This window comes from Vibrio sp. TRT 2004, from assembly GCF_050113735.1.
Taxonomy (GTDB): domain Bacteria; phylum Pseudomonadota; class Gammaproteobacteria; order Enterobacterales; family Vibrionaceae; genus Vibrio.
Map to the genome: position 1 here is coordinate 1 of NZ_JBNJOH010000013.1, position 19,582 is coordinate 19,582.

14 protein-coding genes are annotated in these 19,582 nt (G+C 45.9%); 5 read left to right on the top strand and 9 right to left on the bottom strand.

The genetic code is table 11. The features are described from left to right. Nucleotides 1-75 precede the first annotated feature (75 nt). Entirely contained in the window at nt 76-594 is a 519-nt protein-coding gene (locus ACQEXR_RS07530; protein ID WP_427020043.1) for a flavodoxin family protein, read from the bottom strand. Between the two features lie 78 nt (nt 595-672). Next, nucleotides 673-1,149 carry an HAD family hydrolase gene (locus ACQEXR_RS07535; protein ID WP_427020044.1) on the bottom strand — a complete coding sequence of 159 codons (477 nt, stop codon included), beginning with the start codon at nt 1,147-1,149 and terminating at the stop codon, nt 673-675. 365 nt (nt 1,150-1,514) lie between these two features. On the opposite strand from ACQEXR_RS07535, the gene ACQEXR_RS07540 reads away from it, so the two are divergent. After that, nucleotides 1,515-2,660 (top strand): efflux RND transporter periplasmic adaptor subunit, encoded by a 1,146-nt coding sequence (locus tag ACQEXR_RS07540; RefSeq protein ID WP_427020045.1) that lies wholly within the window; start codon nt 1,515-1,517, stop codon nt 2,658-2,660. A 9-nt stretch (nt 2,661-2,669) separates the two neighbouring features. Next, a complete protein-coding gene (locus ACQEXR_RS07545) occupies nt 2,670-5,795 on the top strand; it encodes an efflux RND transporter permease subunit (RefSeq protein ID WP_426950045.1) in 3,126 nt (1,041 codons plus the stop codon). 72 nt (nt 5,796-5,867) lie between these two features. Here ACQEXR_RS07545 and ACQEXR_RS07550 read toward each other — a convergent pair whose 3' ends face one another. The 4 genes from ACQEXR_RS07550 to ACQEXR_RS07565 form a co-directional block, all read right to left on the bottom strand. Continuing rightward, entirely contained in the window at nt 5,868-8,969 is a 3,102-nt protein-coding gene (locus tag ACQEXR_RS07550) for an efflux RND transporter permease subunit (protein WP_427020046.1), read from the bottom strand. Then, nucleotides 8,966-10,282, bottom strand: a complete 1,317-nt coding sequence (locus tag ACQEXR_RS07555; protein ID WP_426950049.1) for an efflux RND transporter periplasmic adaptor subunit — start codon at nt 10,280-10,282, stop codon at nt 8,966-8,968. The genes ACQEXR_RS07550 and ACQEXR_RS07555 overlap by 4 nt, the downstream gene beginning before the upstream one ends. A gap of 5 nt (nt 10,283-10,287) precedes the next feature. Continuing rightward, complete coding sequence (locus ACQEXR_RS07560; RefSeq protein WP_331417813.1) at nt 10,288-10,938, bottom strand: TetR/AcrR family transcriptional regulator; 651 nt, start codon at nt 10,936-10,938, stop codon at nt 10,288-10,290. Nucleotides 10,939-11,297: 359 nt separating this feature from the next. After that, nucleotides 11,298-13,808: a bifunctional diguanylate cyclase/phosphodiesterase gene (locus tag ACQEXR_RS07565; RefSeq protein ID WP_427020047.1), complete on the bottom strand. Its 2,511-nt coding sequence runs from the start codon at nt 13,806-13,808 to the stop codon at nt 11,298-11,300. A gap of 292 nt (nt 13,809-14,100) precedes the next feature. Between ACQEXR_RS07565 and ACQEXR_RS07570 the strand changes: the two genes are divergently transcribed. Together ACQEXR_RS07570 and ACQEXR_RS07575 are read left to right on the top strand one after the other, a co-directional pair. Then, nucleotides 14,101-15,036 carry an endonuclease/exonuclease/phosphatase family protein gene (locus tag ACQEXR_RS07570; RefSeq protein WP_427020079.1) on the top strand — a complete coding sequence of 312 codons (936 nt, stop codon included), beginning with the start codon at nt 14,101-14,103 and terminating at the stop codon, nt 15,034-15,036. Nucleotides 15,037-15,140: 104 nt separating this feature from the next. Continuing rightward, entirely contained in the window at nt 15,141-15,287 is a 147-nt protein-coding gene (locus ACQEXR_RS07575; protein WP_171052136.1) for a hypothetical protein, read from the top strand. Between the two features lie 74 nt (nt 15,288-15,361). Here the strand turns inward: ACQEXR_RS07575 and yghU are convergent, their stop codons facing one another. Both yghU and ACQEXR_RS07585 read right to left on the bottom strand, forming a co-directional pair. Next, a complete protein-coding gene (gene yghU, locus ACQEXR_RS07580) occupies nt 15,362-16,222 on the bottom strand; it encodes a glutathione-dependent disulfide-bond oxidoreductase (protein ID WP_427020048.1) in 861 nt (286 codons plus the stop codon). Between the two features lie 203 nt (nt 16,223-16,425). Then, nucleotides 16,426-17,073 (bottom strand): HAD family hydrolase, encoded by a 648-nt coding sequence (locus ACQEXR_RS07585; RefSeq protein ID WP_427020049.1) that lies wholly within the window; start codon nt 17,071-17,073, stop codon nt 16,426-16,428. Between the two features lie 285 nt (nt 17,074-17,358). Here ACQEXR_RS07585 and ACQEXR_RS07590 point away from each other — a divergent pair, with 285 nt between their 5' ends. After that, a complete protein-coding gene (locus tag ACQEXR_RS07590) occupies nt 17,359-18,234 on the top strand; it encodes an NAD(P)-dependent oxidoreductase (protein ID WP_427020050.1) in 876 nt (291 codons plus the stop codon). Between the two features lie 301 nt (nt 18,235-18,535). Here ACQEXR_RS07590 and ACQEXR_RS07595 read toward each other — a convergent pair whose 3' ends face one another. Beyond that, complete coding sequence (locus ACQEXR_RS07595) at nt 18,536-19,567, bottom strand: NADP-dependent oxidoreductase (protein ID WP_426950058.1); 1,032 nt, start codon at nt 19,565-19,567, stop codon at nt 18,536-18,538. Nucleotides 19,568-19,582 lie beyond the last annotated feature (15 nt).

The window sequence follows — 19,582 nt, forward strand, 5'->3', positions numbered from 1 at the left end:
TAGCGCTGGACTAAACAAAGGCCCCCTTTTAGGGGGCTCACACAAAGCCACCTTCTTTAGAAGGTGGTAATTTACTTAGCAATGGGATTGGCTATGACTCAAGGCGTTAGTGAAGTGCTGCAAATCCTGGTCAGACAAAGAGTAGCCATCATTGCAAGCGGCGTGCAGAGTTGCAGTAAACTCCATATTAAAATAATCAAATAGACCGTGAAACAGCCCATAAAATATTGGGCATATTTGCGCTTTACCTGAGCTGGTCACTAAGAACCCACGCTTATGTTCAAGCGCCCGCGCTTTGGGCTTTAGTTCGGCAACATCGAGCAACTCGGTTAAACGATCGATCAGGGCTTTCATCGGCGCAGTCACGGTATACCAATATACCGGAGAGGCAAACACAATGTTGTCAGCCGCGAGCATCTTATCGACCAATGGATAAAAGTCATCGGCAGGATAGTCATTTTGGTAGTTGTAGGGAGTGATCGCCAGCTCATCAATGTCGATAATCTCGCTTTCGTGGCTGCGATTGACCGCATCAATGGTTTTAGCCGTATTTCCTTGTTTGTTTGCGCTTGAGAATAGAATCAATGTTTTCACTTGTTGTCCTTTTTGATGTTGATACCTTGCTAAGGACGAGACTATAAAACCTCAACCTAAGCTGAGGTAAAGTGCCAGTTACCATTTTTGTTCTAGTAGCTGAGATAAACAGTGAATCTCAGTGATGCCTTCATCAACCTGATGACGCTGAGGATTGAAATAGACGGTTTGAAGTCCAGCTTCTCTAGCGGGGAGAATATCTTTTTCAAGTGAATCACCAACCATAGTGACGTGAGAAGCCACTTGGCCTAGTGAGTGGGTGATCGAACGATAAAATTCAGCACAGTTCTTATCGATTCCTACGTTGGCTTTGCAGAAGTAACCCGCAATAAAAACGTCTAAGCCACCACGCTCGAAGGCTGCACGAACGTCTGATTCGGATGAATCTTGTGCGCTGGTCGCGATGTATAGATCGTAATCCTGCCTCAGCTTTTCCAAGGTAGTGTGTGCTTGATCTACGGTTTCAATCTCTGGCCACAAATACATTTTTCCGCTGTATTGGGGAAAATCAACCATTAGGGTGTTACCCCAATCAAATAGAATGACTCGCTTCATCTGACGGCTTCCTTGTTAGTCATATTTGCCTCATCAGGTTTTATTGTAATCACTAGTAGGTAAATTTCACCTACTAGTGATTACATTCACCAACTGCATAGTTAGTAAGTATTGATTAGTCCTGTGGAAGCTTTTATTTATCAGAGAGTTAATTTTGGCACTGCAATTGCTATCGCCTAATTAGGTATTCAATGTATGAACAAAAATGAGAATTGATAAGGATTTATTATGAACGTCATTTATTGGGTGTATAGTGTGGGCTGAATTGGTGCAAAACCTCTCTACATACGTATATAAATTCTAATACTCGGTGAAGTCAGCCGAGATTGCACAAATGTATTATTACAAGCGGATAAGGAATTCACATGACAACTAAGCCGTTACGTTGGTTACTGCCATTTATCACGTTAGGGGCTGTCTATGCGGGCTACTCAGCTATCGCTTCAAGTGCACCGGAGTCACTAGAGAGTAAGCCACCCAAAGCACCACCAGTCGTCACCGTTTCTAAAGTTCAATCAAGTGACCATAAGGTCGTGATTACTAGCCACGGCGAGCTTCGACCTGTGGAAGTCACTCAACTTTCAGCCCAGGTGTCAGGTGAGGTAATCAGCTGGCACGCCAACTTTGTCGTTGGTGGTATTGTAAAACGAGGCGAGGTTCTATTCAGTATTGAAAACGACAACTACCAAGCGGCGGTATTGCAGGCTGAAGCTCAGTTAGCGAGCGCACAAGCAGCGCTTATCGAGGAGAAAGCAAAAGCCGAAGTCGCAAAGCGTCAAGCGAAGAGTATGCCTGAAAAACAGGTCACAGATTTATATCTCCGTAAACCGCAACTGCTCAGTGCCAATGCCCAAGTGAAATCTGCACAGGCCGAGCTAAAAAGAGCGAAACGTGATTTAGAAAACTGCCAGATCATCGCACCTTACGATGCACTAGTGGTGTCGAGGGATATTGGTGTTGGTCAATTCATCACTGCGGGTGCTCACGTCGCAACGTTAAATAACGTCGAAGCGGGTGAAGTGCATATTCCAATCGCAGGTTTTGATAGTGCTTTCTTGCCACAAGACTACGCAGGAACATCAGCTCAGATCATTCAGCGCGGTATCGAAAATACCTTCCGTGAAGGTGTTATCGACCGTGACCTCGGTGTAGTAGATAGCAGCACAAGGATGATCAATATGGTGGTTCGCGTCGAGAATCCTTACGCCATTGATAGTGATCAGCCCGCGATGAAATTCGGTTCTTATGTCGAGGTGCAGTTCGCAGGCAAAGAGCTGAAGCATATTTACCGTCTGCCGCAAGAACTGGTTAACAATCGTCAGGTTTGGGTGGTTAACGACAACAATCAGTTAGAACCAAGAACCGTTAATGTGTTGCGTGCAGAAAAAGAGTTCATGCTGATCAATCAGGGATTAAATGATGATGACATGTTAGTCCTCACTGTGCCTGAGTATCCGCAGCAAGGGTTACAGGTCGAAGTTGCTGCGAAAACTAACCAATCAAGCATGTAGGGTTTGAGCATGGAAGAGACGAAACAAACAGGGCTGATTGCCTATTTCGCCAACAACCCTGTGGCGGCAAACTTGCTGATGGTGTTCATTCTTATCGTCGGAACGGTGAGTTTTTTCTTCATACAAAGACAAATGTTCCCCAACATTGAGGTCAACTACATCAATGTCAGCGCACAGTATCCGGGGGCGTCACCACAAGAAATTGAAGAGAGCATCCTAATCAAACTTGAAGAGTCGTTGAAGGATGTCACGGGAATTAAAAAAGCGGTATCCACGGCATATCGTGGTAGCGGTAACATTGAGCTGGAAGTGAACGTTAATGAGAATATCGATGATGTTCTCGATAAGGTTAAGCAGAAGGTCGATGCCACTTCTAACTTCCCAGATGCCATGGAGCCGATTCAGGTTTACCAATACGAGTGGCGTCAAGATGTCATTGAGATGGCTCTGGTGGGTGATCGCAGTTTACTTGAGCTAAAGCCGATTGCTAAACAGATTGAAGATGAGTTGCTACAACTGGGGAATGTGGCTTTGGTTGATTTAGGGGCGCCTGATTACGAGATCGCCATAGAAATCGAACCTCAAGTGCTGCAAAAGTACAGTTTAACGCTTAATGACGTTAGCAACGCGATTAAGCGTTACTCAGCGAACTATTCTGCGGGTGAAGTGCGCACCAATGCGGGAATGATCTCGGTACGAATAGAGAATCAGTATTACAGCGGTGAAGAGTTCCGCGATATTCCAGTCAAAATTGGTAACAATGGTGGCAAGGTTCTTTTACAAGATATCGCCACGATTAAAGATGGCTTTACCGAAGATGATCGATACTTCAAGTATTCGGGTCAAAACGCGATGTACCTTTCGGTTAAGGCGACAAAAGATCAAAACATGGTCGCCGTTGCGGAGTCAGTCAAAGCGTATATTGAGCAAAAGAATCAAACGTTGCCAGCCGATCTGAAGATCAAAACTTTGGTTGATATGACCTATTATCTGAATGCGCGTTTAGACATGATGTTGAAGAACCTACTGCAAGGTGCGGTTTTGGTCGCACTCATGCTTAGTCTATTCTTGCGCGTTAAGTTAGCAATGTGGGTGATGATCGGTCTGCCTGTCTGTTTCCTCGGCGCGGTGATGGTGATGCCTGCGATTGGTGTCAGTATCAATATTATTTCACTGTTTGCCTTCATTATGGTGCTGGGTATTGTTGTCGATGACGCGATAGTGATTGGCGAGAGTGCTTATAGTGAAATCGAGAAAAAAGGTGGCGGGGTTGAAAATGTGGTTCGAGGCGTAAAACGCGTCGCGACTCCTGCGACCTTTGGTGTTCTTACCACCATGGCAGTATTCGCTCCGTTCTTGATGTCTAAAGGTATTGAACGCGCCTTCTTCTTTGGTATCGCGTCGATTGTTATTCTGTGTTTGTTGTTTAGTTTGATTGAGTCGAAATTGATTCTTCCGGCGCACTTAGCACATTCTAATTTCACTCCAATCAAGAAAGGCAGTTGGCGAGATCGATTCAATACTCGTTTCTTTGCATTCATCAATGGGCCGTACAAACGTTTTGTCACAACCTGTACCTACTGGCGTTGGAGTGTGTTTGCTGGCTTTGTCGCGATACTCGTTATCAGTATCGCTATGGTGATGGCGAGTTACGTTCGAATCGTCCCATCACCTAAGGTACCTCATGATTTCCCAAGTATTAAGTTGGTGATGAACGACAATGTTTCTAGCGAACAGACGATAGACGCGTTGAAACTCATCGAATCGACGGTTCTGACGATTGATAAAGAGATCGAGCAAGAGACGGGTCAGAAAATGATTCGTGACATCCTCACCTTTAGCCAGGGTAGAAAAGAGGGGCGCTTGGTGATTCCTTTGGTTGATGAGGAACTGAGACCATTTACCACATTTGAGTTGGCGCGAAGATGGCGCGAACGTCTGCCAGATATCCCAGGGCTCAAGATGCTCAATGTATCTGACAACGTTAACGATGATGAGAAAGGGGATGAGTTCGGATTCTTGCTTTATGGGTCGGATATTGAAAGTCTGAATGCGGCTGGACGCGATCTGATTTTGACTCTGCAACAGCAGAAAGGCTTGTTTGATATCTCTTCATCTATTGATGCGGGTAGTCAGGAAGTTCTGCTCTCTCTCGCACCAGTTGCCTACGATCTCGGTCTGGATCTCTTCGATATTGCCACTCAGGTCGGTGGGAGTTTTTACGGTGGCGAAGCACAACGAGTGCTGCGCGATGGTGAAGAAATTAAAGTAATGGTTCGCTACCCACAGTTGACTCGTGAAGCGTTCTCTTCACTGCGATATGCCGTCATTACGACTCCAGAAGGCAAAAAGGTGATGCTGGGGGATGTGGTCGAAATTAATCAGCAACCTGGCGTGAGCAGTATTCGACGAGAAGGTGGCTATCGCAGTGTGTATGTCTACGGTTCTATTGATGAGGAACTGGTTGAGCCGAATCAGGTTGTTGGTCAGATCACCGATGAAATCATTCCAGACATTTTGACATCTTATCCCGGCGTTAAGAGCCAACTTGGTGGCTCGATAGAAGAGCAACAAGCTCAGCAAAATGAGCAAAAAATCTTCTTTGTCGCTGGCATGATCATTGTTTATATTTTGCTGGCTGTGCCGCTCAAGAGCTACACTCAGCCGCTGATCATTATGTCTGTCATTCCGTTTAGTCTAACTGGGGCGATCTGGGGACACTATTGGTTTGGACTCGATCTGAGCATGATGTCGACATTTGGTCTTATCGCTGCCGCGGGGGTGGTGGTTAACGACTCCTTGGTGATGACAGATTATGTCAATCAGGTTCGAGCGCAAGGCGTGACGATCAAAGAAGCCGTGATAGAAGCTGGCTGTGCTCGATTCCGAGCCATCATACTAACTTCCATTACTACCTTTGTTGGTGTACTGCCGATTATGTTTGAAACCAGTCTTCAGGCAAGGTTTGTCATACCTATGGCGGTCGCACTCGGTTTCGCCGTTTTGTTTGCAACACTGCTGACGCTGGTTCTCGTCCCATGTCTCTATTTGATGTTGGAGGATATCAAAGGCGTGTTTGGCAAGCTAAAACGCCTGTTTCCACGAGCGAAAGCGAAGGCACAAACCACGTCTTGAGCAATGATCTCGATAGATAAAAAATAAGCCAGGCATCTTGTCTGGCTTATTTTTATTTTAATGTTTCGACCATCAGATTTCTTGATGTTTATGAACCAAACCGAAGTCAGCCAATACGGCGTAGGCGGCGGGGATCATAAACAACACTAGAAGTGTGGAGGCAAAAATACCAAAGACGATAGAGATCACTAGTGGTTGAATCACTTGCGCCTGCAAGCTGGTTTCAGTGAGCAGTGGTAGCAAACCCGCAGCCGTAGTCATCGACGTTAAGAAAACCGCGCGGAACCTCTCTCTGCTCGCTTTTACAACCGAGTTATGGACATTGTCTCCTTCATCCACATGGTGATGGATATACTGTACCAGCAGGATAGAGTCATTGACCACTATCCCCGCCAAAGAAACAAATCCCATCATACTTGGCATGCTGAGTGAGTGACCAAGCAGAATATGTCCCCATACTACACCGATAAAAGCGAGTGGAATGGCGAGCATAACCACAAACGGTTCTAAGTAGCTGCGGAACTGATAGCTCAAGATGGTGAATACACCGAACAGTCCGAGCAAGAAGCCTTTCGCCATCGAAGAACTGGTTTCTGCGGTGTCTTTTGCTTCCCCTTCAAAATCAAAGCGTAGCCCCGGATACTTAGCCATTAACTTAGGCGCTTCATCTTTCTGGAACTGATTGATGATAGCGGTTGAGTTGACTTTGGTATTGTCTGTGTCACCAAAAACACTGATGGTTCTCAATCCGTCAATGCGCTGTATGCGTACATAGTTTCTCTGGAAATCGAGCGTCGCGATGGTTGCCAAGGGAATTTGGCTACCGTCAGCGACAATGATCGGGAAGTTAGCTAACTGTTGTAGATCGCCCGCTTGAACCTTATTTAATCGCACCTCAACGGAGATGTTTTCGACGCCAACCTGAATCTCATCGGCCGTTTGACCAAAGAAAGCGGCTCTCAGTTGGTTGGCGATAAGCTGACCATTGACTCCGTAGGTTTCAGCGCCCGGTCTTAGTTTGACGAGCACCTCTTCCTTGCCCATGCGCATGTCATCGAGTACGCCGTGAACGCCATCAAACTCTTTTAAGTACTGCTGAATATCGATCGAGGCCGCTTTTAAGGCGTTAAGATCATCATGTTTGGCGCGGATTTCAATGGCTCGTCCTCCTGGTCCCATAGTGGGTTGTTTAAATACCAGAGAGATAGGATCGGCGAGCTCTCCAATATCTTTTCTCCATGCGGCAATAAACTCATCGATGACTGTGTTGCGGCTTTCTGCCCCGAGCAAGTCAAGCCTGACGGTCGCGATATGAGGGCCAGACTCGTTGGCGTCCGCGTTGGCGTTAAACTGACTGGTAATATGCTCGATCAGCGGTGTGCCATTTTCGACAGTTTCACTCCACTCTTTATCAAGCTTACGAGCGGAAGCGACGATTTTATCGACCACAGCTTCGGTCTGGGAGAGAGACGAGCCGGGAGGTAAAATGATACGAGCTTCAGCGATATCGCCATCTAATTCTGGAAATGGTTGGAATTTAAGTAGTCCACCAGCAATGGTGGCTATTGAAATCAGAAGTAACGCGACGATACTACCGAGGAAGGCGTAGCGGTATTCGACCACTTTTTCGACACCATAGACTAGGGTGGTGTTACGGAAGTTCTCAAACTTATCGAGGAGCTTTTGTTTGAACTTAGCAGGTGGTTGATCGTTTTTTTCTCGGTGTAACGAATGGGATAAGTGGTTAGGCAGGATTAAAAATGCTTCCACCAAGCTTAACGTTAGAACCAGAATGAGCACTTGCGGAACGGCTTTCAGAACCGCCCCCATCTCTCCTTCGAGAAACAATAGACTGCCAAAGATACACACAGTGGTTAGGAACGAAGAGATAACGCCGGGCAGAACCTTTTTCACCCCTTTTATCACTGCGTCATCCACCTCTTCACCACGGTCTAGGTGTGATGCGATAGACTCGGCGATCACGATTGCATCATCCATCATGATGCCTATTGCCATCAGAAGACCCACCAGCGACATGATGTTGATTGACAGTCCGAGTTGTGCCATTAAGAATAGACCGCCAAGAAACGCGACTGGCAAACCGGCGGCAACCCAAAATGAGTAACGAAGAGTGAAGAACAACCACATGGTAGCAAACACCAAGACAATACCTTGCCAGCCGTTGCGTACCATCATAGTTAAGCGATCCCAGAGTACGGATGAGAGATCATTGGTCAGCTCAAGTTTGACACCCATGGGCGCAATCGCCTGTTGTTCTTCCACAAACTGGGCGACACGCTCTTTGATACGCAGCGCATCATCTTCTTTGTTTTTACTGACTTTAAGCAGTGCAGAAGGATGGCCATCGAATAGCACTTTTTGTTCGTCCAGTTCGAAGCGATCAGTGATGGTAGCGATGTCTCTAAGACGTATGAGCGATCCATTGGGGCCTGAGCCGACAACAATGCTTTCCATTTCTTGTGGAGTGATGCGTCGCTCATCAAAACGGATAAGGAAGTTTTTGTCGGGAGTTTCAACGTTTCCGCTTGGTAGCTTGATATTCTGACGACCAATCTGATCAGCGATATCGCCAACACTTAGACCCAATTGACGCATCGCTTGCCCATCAAGCTCGACTCTAAACTGGTGATCCGAAAAGCCTGCTACATCGACCAACGAAACATCATAATCGAGCTTTAACGTTCGTTTAAGCTGTTCGGCATACGCTTTTAGCTCAGGCCAAGTGGTATCGGCAGTAATCGCGACATCAACGACAGGCTCGTTCCAGTCTAGTTCTTGAACGACAGGGGACTCAATCTGTTGAGGGAAGTCATTGATAGAGTTAATTTGAGTCTGAACATCAACCAGCATCCGACCAATATCGGCTTTCTCATTGAGCTTGAGGATCAGGCGCGCTGAACCTTCAACGGCTTCACATTGGGTCTCTTCAATATTGGCTAATCCATCGACGGCATCTTCCATTCTTACACAGATGCTCTCCTCGACTTCTTGAGGAGATGCACCCGGGTAGACGACGCCAGCCATAATATAGGGTGGATCAAACTCGGGGAAAGTCTCCCTTTTGATGTTGGGTAATGAGGTGAGGCCGAGTACTAATAGGGCGAGCATCATCAGGTTGGCGGCTGTCGGATGCTTGGCAAAGAATCGGATCATTGCGTTGACTCCTGATCGCTATTGTGCGCTGTTTTAAGCAGCATCCCTTCAATGGCAGGAAGAAGATCATTAACAATCAGTTGATCCCCTTGGCTAAAATTACCATCGATGACTACTTGGTTGTCTCGGCGATACAGAACTTCGACAGCATGGATTTCCAACTGGTTTTCCTGATTCATCAGATAGATTTTGTCACCGTGCAAAGCGCGTTCAGGGATGACCCAACTTGGATTGGCTTGACCTTCAATGACCGCTCGGACAAACATACCATTGACCAGTGGCGGTGCGGACGTCGGGTTAAGGTTGCGGTAGTCTTGCTCGATTTCTAGAATCACGCCCGCTGTTGCCTGATTTGGGTCAACCGTTTCACTGATACGGGCAACTTTGGCAGGCCATGTTGCCTTCAAGCTTCCGCTACTTAGTTCGATATAGGCATCAATGAAGGTCATGTCAGGCTGAGGAATTCCATTCGCATCACGACCAAACTCTCCAAGACTAGATGCAAGGGTCTGCATGTCGTGAATCGATAACTGCGCTTCAACTTCCATCACGCCCATACCATGTGCGGTGACCATCGTTTGCTGGAGGTTCACAACTTGATTTTGCTCGACATCGACTGAGGCAATTCGCAGATCATACGGAAGAGTAATAATGGTTTTCTCAAGGGAACGCTGTGCTTCATCAACTTTCGATGCATTGACTTTAACTAAGGCTTGCGCGACACGTTTTTCATCTGGCATCAGTCCTATTTGGTTTTCGATGTCCAGAACCAGTTTGCGTTGTGATAACGCACTTTGCTCTTGTTGATCGACATCTGACTGAGATGTCAGCCCTTTAGTGCGCAGATTCTGTTTCCGTTGTAACTCTTTGTTCGCAATCTCAAGTCGGTTACGTTCGATCTTTAAGGTTTGTTTAAGGTTATCTTCTTCTTGATTCAGCTTAGCTAAAGAGGTTTGAGCAGATTTGAGATCAGCCTGAGCTTGAACCAGTTTTAGTTCATAATCGAGTGGGTCGATACGCAGGATTTCTGTTCCGGCTTGAAGAACCTGCCCTTTTTCAAGTCTCGGATGGCGGAAGACGATTTTACCTGTGACCTCGGCGATCGCTTTCCACTCTAATTTAGGGGCAATTTTACCAAACCCGATAGCCTGCGGAGCCATTGACTTGAGTTCTAACGTTGCGGTTTCGACTAAACGGGCGCGATCGCCAGCGGGTTTAACGGGCAGATCAGGTTTCATTTTTACCGCGATAATCAGGGTGATCACGCCAACAGCGAGTGCGGGGAAGAACAGTAGTTTCTTGTTAATTTTCATTGATGTTAATCCTGCTGGTGGTTGGATTGCAGAAATCCGTGAGTCATGAGTTTGATGTTGTGTTCGAGCAGTCGGTCTAAGAAGGCTTCATTCAGTTCAATGCCATGAATCGCGAGCAAAGCAGGCGGTGCAATAAATGGAAAGACCATCAGACTGATGTAGGAGACTTTACACAGTTTCGGGTCAGCATCTGGCCTGAGGATTTTGCCCTCAACGAGTTTCGTAAACATAACCTGTTGCATGGGTTGGCTGATATCGAGAAAAACCTTCTCCAATAATTTGCGTTGTGTTTCACTTGCGTCCATGTGCATGACTTGAGCGACTAAGCGCGGGAATTGCGGCACCTTGACCATCTCACGATAGTAAGTTCGCATGAGATCGAGAAAGTTCTTCTGAGAACTCTCTTTTAATAGCACCTGCATTTGTCGTCGCATTGGCTCCAAGGTTTCACGCAACATGGTTTCAAATAATCCTTCTTTGTTACCGAAGTAATAGCGGATCATGGCAACATTGACGCCTGCGCGATTGGCGATAAGTCGAGTCGATACCTTATCGTAAGCCATGACAGTAAACAGCTCTCTGGCTTGATGGATCAGCTGTTGTCGAGCATCGATACTGTCACTGGGACGTCCTGCTTTACGTGGCTTAGTCGTCACACCAAAATCTCTTATATTAAACAGACGATTAATTATAGTGTGGCTATGATTTGTTCGACACGACAAAAATTAATCAATATTTAAACAAGTGATTAATTTGTGACGTATCGCGTAAGTGGACATGCTAGAAAAGAAAATGCCCGTACAGTGGGCAACTGCACGGGCTAAAAAGGGCAACAATTCATATTGTTTGTTTGGAGATTGTTGGTCCATATCCTTATTTAAACTGTTATAAAGAGTGTTCGGTCTTTGGAATTTCTTTATATCAGTGTAACCAATGACGTTTAAAGTAACACTTTTGTCACGATTGGTTAAATAGTAAAAACGCAAAGATAAATTCCAAAAATGAAATCTTCGGGCTACAGATTTGTCTTCGACGCCGAGTTTTCTTGTATGGTCGACGCGTACTTTTCTGCTAATTGATCGACACTGATAGGGCGTTCAATTAAATAGCCTTGCAGCACATCACATCCATATTCGATCAAAATCCTTCTCTGGGCTTCCGTTTCGACCCCTTCAGCAACGACACGCATTTCCGCAGACTTGGCAATCGCAAGGATCGCTTTAACGAGCGAATCACTCTGCTCCGAACTCAGCATCTTGTCGACGAAGACTCGATCAATTTTGAGCTCGTCGAGTGGTAGGTTGCTCAGATAACTTAACGATGAATAGCCTGTACCAAAATCATCTAGTGATATAGTGAACCCAAGTTCCTTCAGTTTGCTAATGACAGGTGCGACTTTAGGGAGATCGCTAATAAGGACATTTTCGGTGATTTCTAATGTCACTCGATGATTAGGCAACTGGTGCCTATCGGTTGCCGCCAGCAAGTTGGGAATAAGCTGTTCGTTCATCAACTGCATCGGTGATATGTTGATTGAAAGAACCAAATCAAATTGAGGAGAAGGGAACAGCTGGCTAAACTCCTCGCACGCCTTATTAATTACAAAGTCGCCTAACTGATGTATCAGACCAATCTCTTCTGCCAGAGAAATAAACTCCAGTGGAGGGACATGGCCAAGTTGAGTATTGCTCCAGCGTAGCAAGCTTTCAACTCCGTACAGTTTACCGCTGTCTGCACAAATCTGTGGCTGATAAACCACGGAAAGCTCACCGCGCTCAACCGCACCGCGTAATTCGCGTTCGAGTAGGAAGTCATATTGAACTTGTTTGTTAATACTGCTATCGAAAAACAGTACATCACCTTTTTGACGAGCCTTCGACTTGTAGAGCACGATATCAGCTTTGGAAATGAGTTCTTCGGGTTCATTACCATCGGAAGGGTACATAGAGACACCGATAGAGCAACTGGCAAATAGCACCTTGCCATCGATGACAAATTGCTGCTTAAAGACTTGCTTAATACTGTCAACTTTTGCTTCGGTTTCAGCGAGATTAGTTAAGCCGGAGAAACAGAAGATAAACTCATCGCCACCGAAACGCGCTACAAAATCGTTGGGCCCAAGAAATGCCTCAAACTTCTTACCGATTTCACTGAGTAGACGGTCTCCTGCGGAGTGGCCATATAAATCGTTCACTTTCTTAAAGTCATCAAGGTCTACAAACATCACCGCTAACTGACAACATGCTTGCTCCGATTGCTTGATGCCCTCTCTAATACGTTGATGTAATTGGGAACGGTTGGGTAGGCCAGTGAGTTCATCATGGGAAGCAATGTACTCCAATTGATCCTTGGTGGACTGCAAATACTCGAAGTCGTTGTTGATTCGTTTTTCAAATCGCTTAAAGCGTTTGGCGATGAGACGGCTTAAAGCAATGGAGAAAAGAGCCACGATGGCGGTTGTGCTTAGCCCAATGACCAACAGCTGCTGTAAGGTGCTGCGTTGTTCAAGTTTAGCCTGCTGCTCGACAGACGCGAGATAGCGCATATTGATTTCATCATACACACCGGCGCCGATTGTCCATTGCCAGCTTTCATCTTGAACGACGTAACTGGTTTTAGAGTAATCTGAGATATCTTCAGGTCCAAAGGTGGCTTTGTAGTGTACAAATTCTCTATTGGCGTCCATGAGGGCTAAAGCGCCTTGTAAAGATTCGGAACTGTCGAGGTTATACGCATTCTTGCCAATCAAGTCAGACTCAATGTGCGAAAGAATCGTCCCGTCATTTTCGATGACGAATACATAGCCAAATTGATCAAATCTAAGATTTATCAACCAGTGAAGCACCCTTTTCTTGATATCATTTTCTACATCGACGACATAGTCGCCCGTACCGATAAACCAGTCATAGGGTTCGAAGTACTTACCAAAGCCAACTTTTTCAAACTCTTTATTTTTGTTATCTGGCTTTACAAACCACCAGCGATAGAATGCTTCGCCATGCTTTTTCACCTCTTCTCCCATCTCGCGGACGATGTAGCTGCCGCGAACATCTTTAAAATCCCACAAAGAGGTGCCTTCGACACGAGGAAGTAGGGGATGCATGATGCTCAAACCATCGGTTTTGTAGATAAAGAAGTAACCACGACCGTTATTGAAACGTATATCGCGGAGGGCATCGGTAATGAGTTTGGTGACTTCAGCCTCGGGCAAAGATTTGTTGCTTTCGTATAGGCGTGTCGCGATGTTGTGAGCTTGATATATCTGCTCTTTTATCGTGCTTTCTAATTCGGCTTCTGTTTGAGTGCGTGCGTAGCGGATTTGCTGCTCAACATATTCGACTCGGCTGGTTAGGGTTGCCAGTTGCTGTTGTTGATGTTCTTGGCGTAATGCGCGTAATTGCTCTTCTGAGTTTAGAATGACGTCTCTTGCGGTAAGGATTATCCAGAATAGAGTGAAGACAGCAACGATAGAAGCTGGAGCATAAGTAATTAAGTTCAGCAGTTTTTTATCCGTAAGCTTGGTCATGTAATACCGTAAGTTGCCTAAAAATAAGAACTTAGATTATAGCAATCGTTTAATGAAATGTTAAAGATATCAGTGTTAATTGTTCTAAATCTTAACAATTTGAGATCTCACGGTATGTATTGAATTGCATTACGAATTAGGATGTTAAGATTAAAGTTGCATAATTATGCATTTGTGCGGAGAGGTAGCTGACTGTTAGTCACTTGAGTTGAGCTATATTTCATAGTGTAGCGGAGTAATGTGACAGCTTGACGCATACTTGGTTGATATCGTGCATAAGGAGAGCCGATTGATAAAGCGCAGCTTAGTCTGGTTATTGATCTTCAGTCCAACATTGACATGGGTCGGATTCTCATTTTATGAATCGACTTGGTGGATTGAAAACATTGTCGCGTTTCCGGCGGTCTTTCTATTGATCTACTGGGGACTCGCGTTGGCCTTGATATTGAAGAAGTGTTGGGCGCAGGGTGTCGTGTCTGTTTTGTTATCGGGTGTGTTCTTGCTCCTCGCTCCAAACTCTCAGCACACTTTAGCCACCAACTGCGTTAATCCGATCACAGTGAGTCAGTTTAATCTTTACTACGGCAACAGAAACATCAATCAATTTATAAACCGCCTGCTATCGAATCCCACTGATTTAGTCGTGCTGCAAGAGGTTGCGCCTGAGATAGGTGAAAAACTCAAGACACTCGATGATGTGTATCCCTATTACTACGGCGGACAAGAGGGAATTGGTTACCCTTCTAGCCAGATGATTTTGAGTCGAGCGCCACTGCGAGACGTCTCCGTGTACATGACGCCAGATCAGCAAGCCATCATCCACGGTGTGTGGATGCCAAATAAGCATAGTGCGGTGACCTTTATTGCTGCACATCCTCCTTCACCAAGGACTAAAGAGCTCTGGTATCGACGTAATGCCTTGATAAGGACGATAGAGTCTATCATTGAACTTTATCCGAGCGATGAAATGCTGGTGGTTGGAGATTTCAACCTATCCGCGGTCAGCCTGAGGTTTGGTCAGATTTTGCCAAGTTTTCAAACGGTGCCAGTGGCGAGTTGGCCTAATTGGGCTCAAGAGGTTGCGACCCCCGATTTTTCAATGATTGCGATTGATCACTTATGGTTAAAGTCATCCTTGGAAGGAAGGCGGATATGTGAACGACGAAGTATCAATCATCCAAACGGCTCTGACCATAAAATGGTGATCACTAAGATTGGGTTTCTTTAATGGGGCTAGCCGGACGAAACAGATTCAACTGTTACTATGGTTGAACTCGCAGTAGGCAGTCTGTAGAATCGCCGCTCCTTAACACTCTATCCGTTTGAGGGTTTATGAACAGTGCACAAGTTGCGGCGTCATATTCTACAGCGATTGTTTCACCTATGCGTGAAGTGATGATGCGAGAATTTTTGGCGTTAGCAAAAATGGCGTCGGCAATTGCCTTACCATTTTTGCTGTTGTCTCTGGTTTGGATTTAACTCAGAGCAATACGACACAAGGATGTGTACTTTCTAGCCTTCCTGACATCATCCTCTTTCTGCACCGGTCATCCTTACTCTGGCTTTAACGCCATGACTTTATCGATATCCTCTGCGCTATGGCGTTCGAGCACCTGTTCCCACTCTTCACCAAATGGTCGGTTCACAATACGTCCTCGCTGTACGGCTTGACGAGACTCAATCTGTTTTGCCCAACGGACCACATGGGTGTAACTCTCTACCTGTAAGAACTCAGCTGCGTTATACATTTTGCCTAGTACTAGGTTTCCATACCATGGCCAGATCGCCATATCCGCAATCGTGTACTCTTCACCAGCGACAAAGGTGTTGTTTGCCAACTGCTTGTCCAGTACATCTAACTGACGTTTGGCTTCCATCGCAAAGCGGTTAATTGGGTATTCTTGCTTCTCATCGGCATACGCGTAGAAGTGGCCAAAGCCTCCACCTAAGAATGGTGCGGAACCTTGAGCCCAGAACAACCAGTTGAAGGTTTGGGTACGGGCAGGCCCACTTTGTGGTAAGAACTTGCCAAATTTTTCTGCTAAGTGAACCAAAATTGACGCCGATTCAAACACGTTCTCAGGTGTTTCGCCTGAATTGTCGACCAACGCAGGTATCTTAGAGTTCGGGTTTACGGCAACGAATCCTGAAGAGAACTGATCGGAATCCCCAATTTTAATTAGGTGCGCATCATACTCCGCCTCCTTAATACCAAGGGCGAGTAACTCTTCCAATAAAATGGTGACTTTTTGGCCATTCGGAGTGCCTAAAGAGTAGAGCTGAAGGGGATGTTCGCCAACAGGTAGATCCCTTTCAAATCGAGCCCCTGCTTCTGGGCGATTAATATTTGCCCATTGGTTGCCTGAGCTAGGTTCGTTCTTCCAAACTTTAGGTGGTACGTATTGAGTTGTCATTGTCGTTCCTTATTCGGATTGCGTTCAATACTATTATTGGGTCACTTTAGTCGATAAAAACCCTAAGTAACAAACTGCCTATAGAACGCTTAGTTATTGAAAATTGGTAAAGGGTATAAGGGCGAGGTGCCGTGTTCGACAAGATGGTCGGCGAAGAAGTAGCGAGTAAAGCAATGATGAGAAATGCTTACTCGCTGTCGAGATTACTGCTGTTTTAAATCGGCTAGGGCATCATGCAATGATGGCAGGATCTGGTGGCCAAGGGCGATCACATCCTCACTAGGTTCAAGCAGATCTGGGATTTGATAGGTATTCATTCGCGCTGCCACTGCACTACGTACACCATTGTTTGAGTCTTCAAACGCGAGACACTTAGTCGGGTCTACTCCCAAACGCGTTGCGGCGAGTAGGTAAATCTCTGGGTCAGGTTTGCCATGTGACACTTCGCAACCACAAGTCAGGCTATCAAAATACTTATCGAGACCTGCCAGTTTAAGCTTAAAAGTGGCGACATCCTTATGTGTTGAAGTGGCGACAGCCGTTGGAATCTTGTTGCTTTTTAGCCACTCAAGTAGCTCTATAACGCCATCTTTGACAGGTATTGCCTGATGCTTGACGATAGCGTTGTAGTTGACTCGCCACTCATCGTGTACGGTTTGGTAGTGCTCCCCATAAGCGTGACGAAAGATCTTCTCAATCGTTGCAGAGTTACAACCAATAATCGATCGGTAAACCTCTTCATGGAAAGGTTGATGGGTTGTAGCGCAGGCCTGTTTGAAGACGCGCATACAGACACGTTCAGTGTCGAGTAGAAGGCCATCCATATCGAAGATAGCGGCTTGATAATTCATGTGACAACTTATTAAACATGGAAGTAACTGCGTTGATTCTGGCACAATTAGCCAAGTGAGTAAAAGAGCATATCAATGATATCTCGACAATTTTAATCGTCTTCGCTGGGGCGATTTGTTTTGTAAATGGCTAGAAGTGGTTGGTTAATCTGCCCTTATCGGTGACAAACAATGCTAAGTTTGCGTACTTTTCGAATGTGAACAACAGTTCGTTTGAGAAGTTAATTTGTCCGCCATTATTTAGTACACTGGCAACACAACAATCTATAACAGAGAGATAGAGTCATGAGCAACAAAGTCGCCTTCATCGGATTAGGAGTGATGGGCTATCCAATGGCGGGTTATCTTAGCAAAGCGGGAAACCAGACTAAGGTGTATAACCGCACATCGGCTAAGGCAGAGCGTTGGGCTGAAGAGTATCAAGGAACAGCGTGTGCAACACCGAGAGAAGCCGCGCAAGATTGCGATGTGGTTTTTGTCTGTGTTGGTAACGATGATGACGTGCGCAGCGTTGTTTACGGTGAAGATGGTATCTTGGCAGGGCTAAAACCAGGAGCAGTATTGGTTGATCATACGACGACGTCGGCAGAGTTGGCGATTGAGTTGGCAGATGCGGCGAATGAGAATGGAAATGCCTTTATTGACGCCCCTGTTTCTGGTGGACAAGCAGGCGCAGAAAATGGCGTGTTGACCATCATGTGCGGTGGTGATCAGAGTGTATTTGATGCCGTATCTCCAGTGATGGATGCCTATGCGAAACAAGTCAGCTTGTTTGGTGAAAACGGGCAGGGTCAACGCTGTAAGATGGTTAACCAGATTTGTGTGGGTGCGGTATTGCAAGGCCTCAGCGAAGCCATTTTGCTTGCGCAGAAAACGGGTCTTGATGTTGAAAAAGTCGTTGATACTTTAAAGCATGGTGCTGCAGGATCATGGCAAATGGAGAATCGCGCGGTCACTATGGCTAACGATCAGTTTGATTTCGGCTTCGCCATCGATTGGATGCGTAAAGATCTTGGATTCTGTCTTAAAGAAGCAAAACGAGTTGGTATCGAGTTGCCTCTGACTAAAGATATTGACCAACGATACGCTCAACTGCAAAAAGATGGCTATGGCCGTATGGATACCTCTGTATTGATTAAAGCGCTAGGCAAAAATCAGTAAAAAATAAACAGCTCTTTGGTGTCAAACAGTCTAAAAAAATCGAAGCTTTTCATGGTTCACCCCTCATTGTTCCTACAGAGCTAAGCCAATAGAGAGGCGCTATATGCACCTCTTTTCCTATTTGGTTTCATCAATAAATTTAGTGTAGGTTTTGCAGGATTGCCAAATTTTATCTTCAGCAAATAGCGCGGATTGGAAAAGACGTTGAGGACGGTTGGGTTGGATTCGCAACAGCAAAGAGGGCTCACCACAGTGAGCCCTCTTTGGCATGATGTTTTAGTGTTCGATCACTACGTTTAGATCAAAGGGCAGCGTTGGTTTGAACAACGAGTTTACCGAAGTTTTTTCCTTCCAGCAGGCCGATAAAGGCTTGTGGTGCGTTTTCTAGACCTTCGACCAGATGCTCGCGGTAGTGAATTTTGCCTTCAGCTAGCCATTGCCCCATGTCTGCTGCAAATTCGCCATAGCGGTGAGCGTAGTCGTCAAAAATGATAAAGCCTTGCATTTTAATGCGTTTGATCAGCAGTTGAGCCATTAGCATTGACATGCGGTCTGGCCCAGCAGGCAATTCTGTCGCGTTGTACTGAGAAATTAACCCACATAGAGGAACACGAGCGCTGGTATTTAGTAGAGGCATTACTGCATCAAATACTTTGCCGCCAACGTTCTCGAAATAGATATCAATACCCTTATCACACACCTTTGCTAGCTGCTCGGCGAAATCGTCGGCCTTATGATCAATACATTCATCAAAGCCTAACTGTTCTTTTGCGTAACGGCATTTTTCTTCACCACCAGCGACACCGATAACTCGACAGCCTTTTAACTTACCAATCTGGCCAACCATAGAGCCCACTGCGCCAGTCGCAGCCGCAACGACAAGAGTTTCTCCCGCTTTAGGCTGACCAATGTCTAGCAGCCCCATGTAAGCGGTGAAGCCTGGCATGCCCATAACGCCTAACGCATAAGATGGATGAGAAGGTGCTTTACCCATCTTAATGAGACCTTCTCCATTTGAAATGCCGTAGTCCTGCCAACCGGTAAAGGCGAGAACCCATTCACCGACTTCAAAGTCAGGGTGGTTGGATTGCTCTACCTGACAAACGCTACCGCCAACCATCACTTCACCCAAAGCGACAGGATCGGCGTAAGATTTAGCATCGCTCATACGTCCACGCATGTAGGGATCAAGAGAAAGGTAAACACTGCGAAGTAGCATTTCTCCTTCGGCAGGTGTTGGTTTATCGACATTCTCAAGACGGAAGTTACTGTCGACCGGAGCACCTACCGGTCTTGAAGCGAGGACAATGCGGCGATTCGTTGAATTAGTCATGGGTAGTTCCTTATT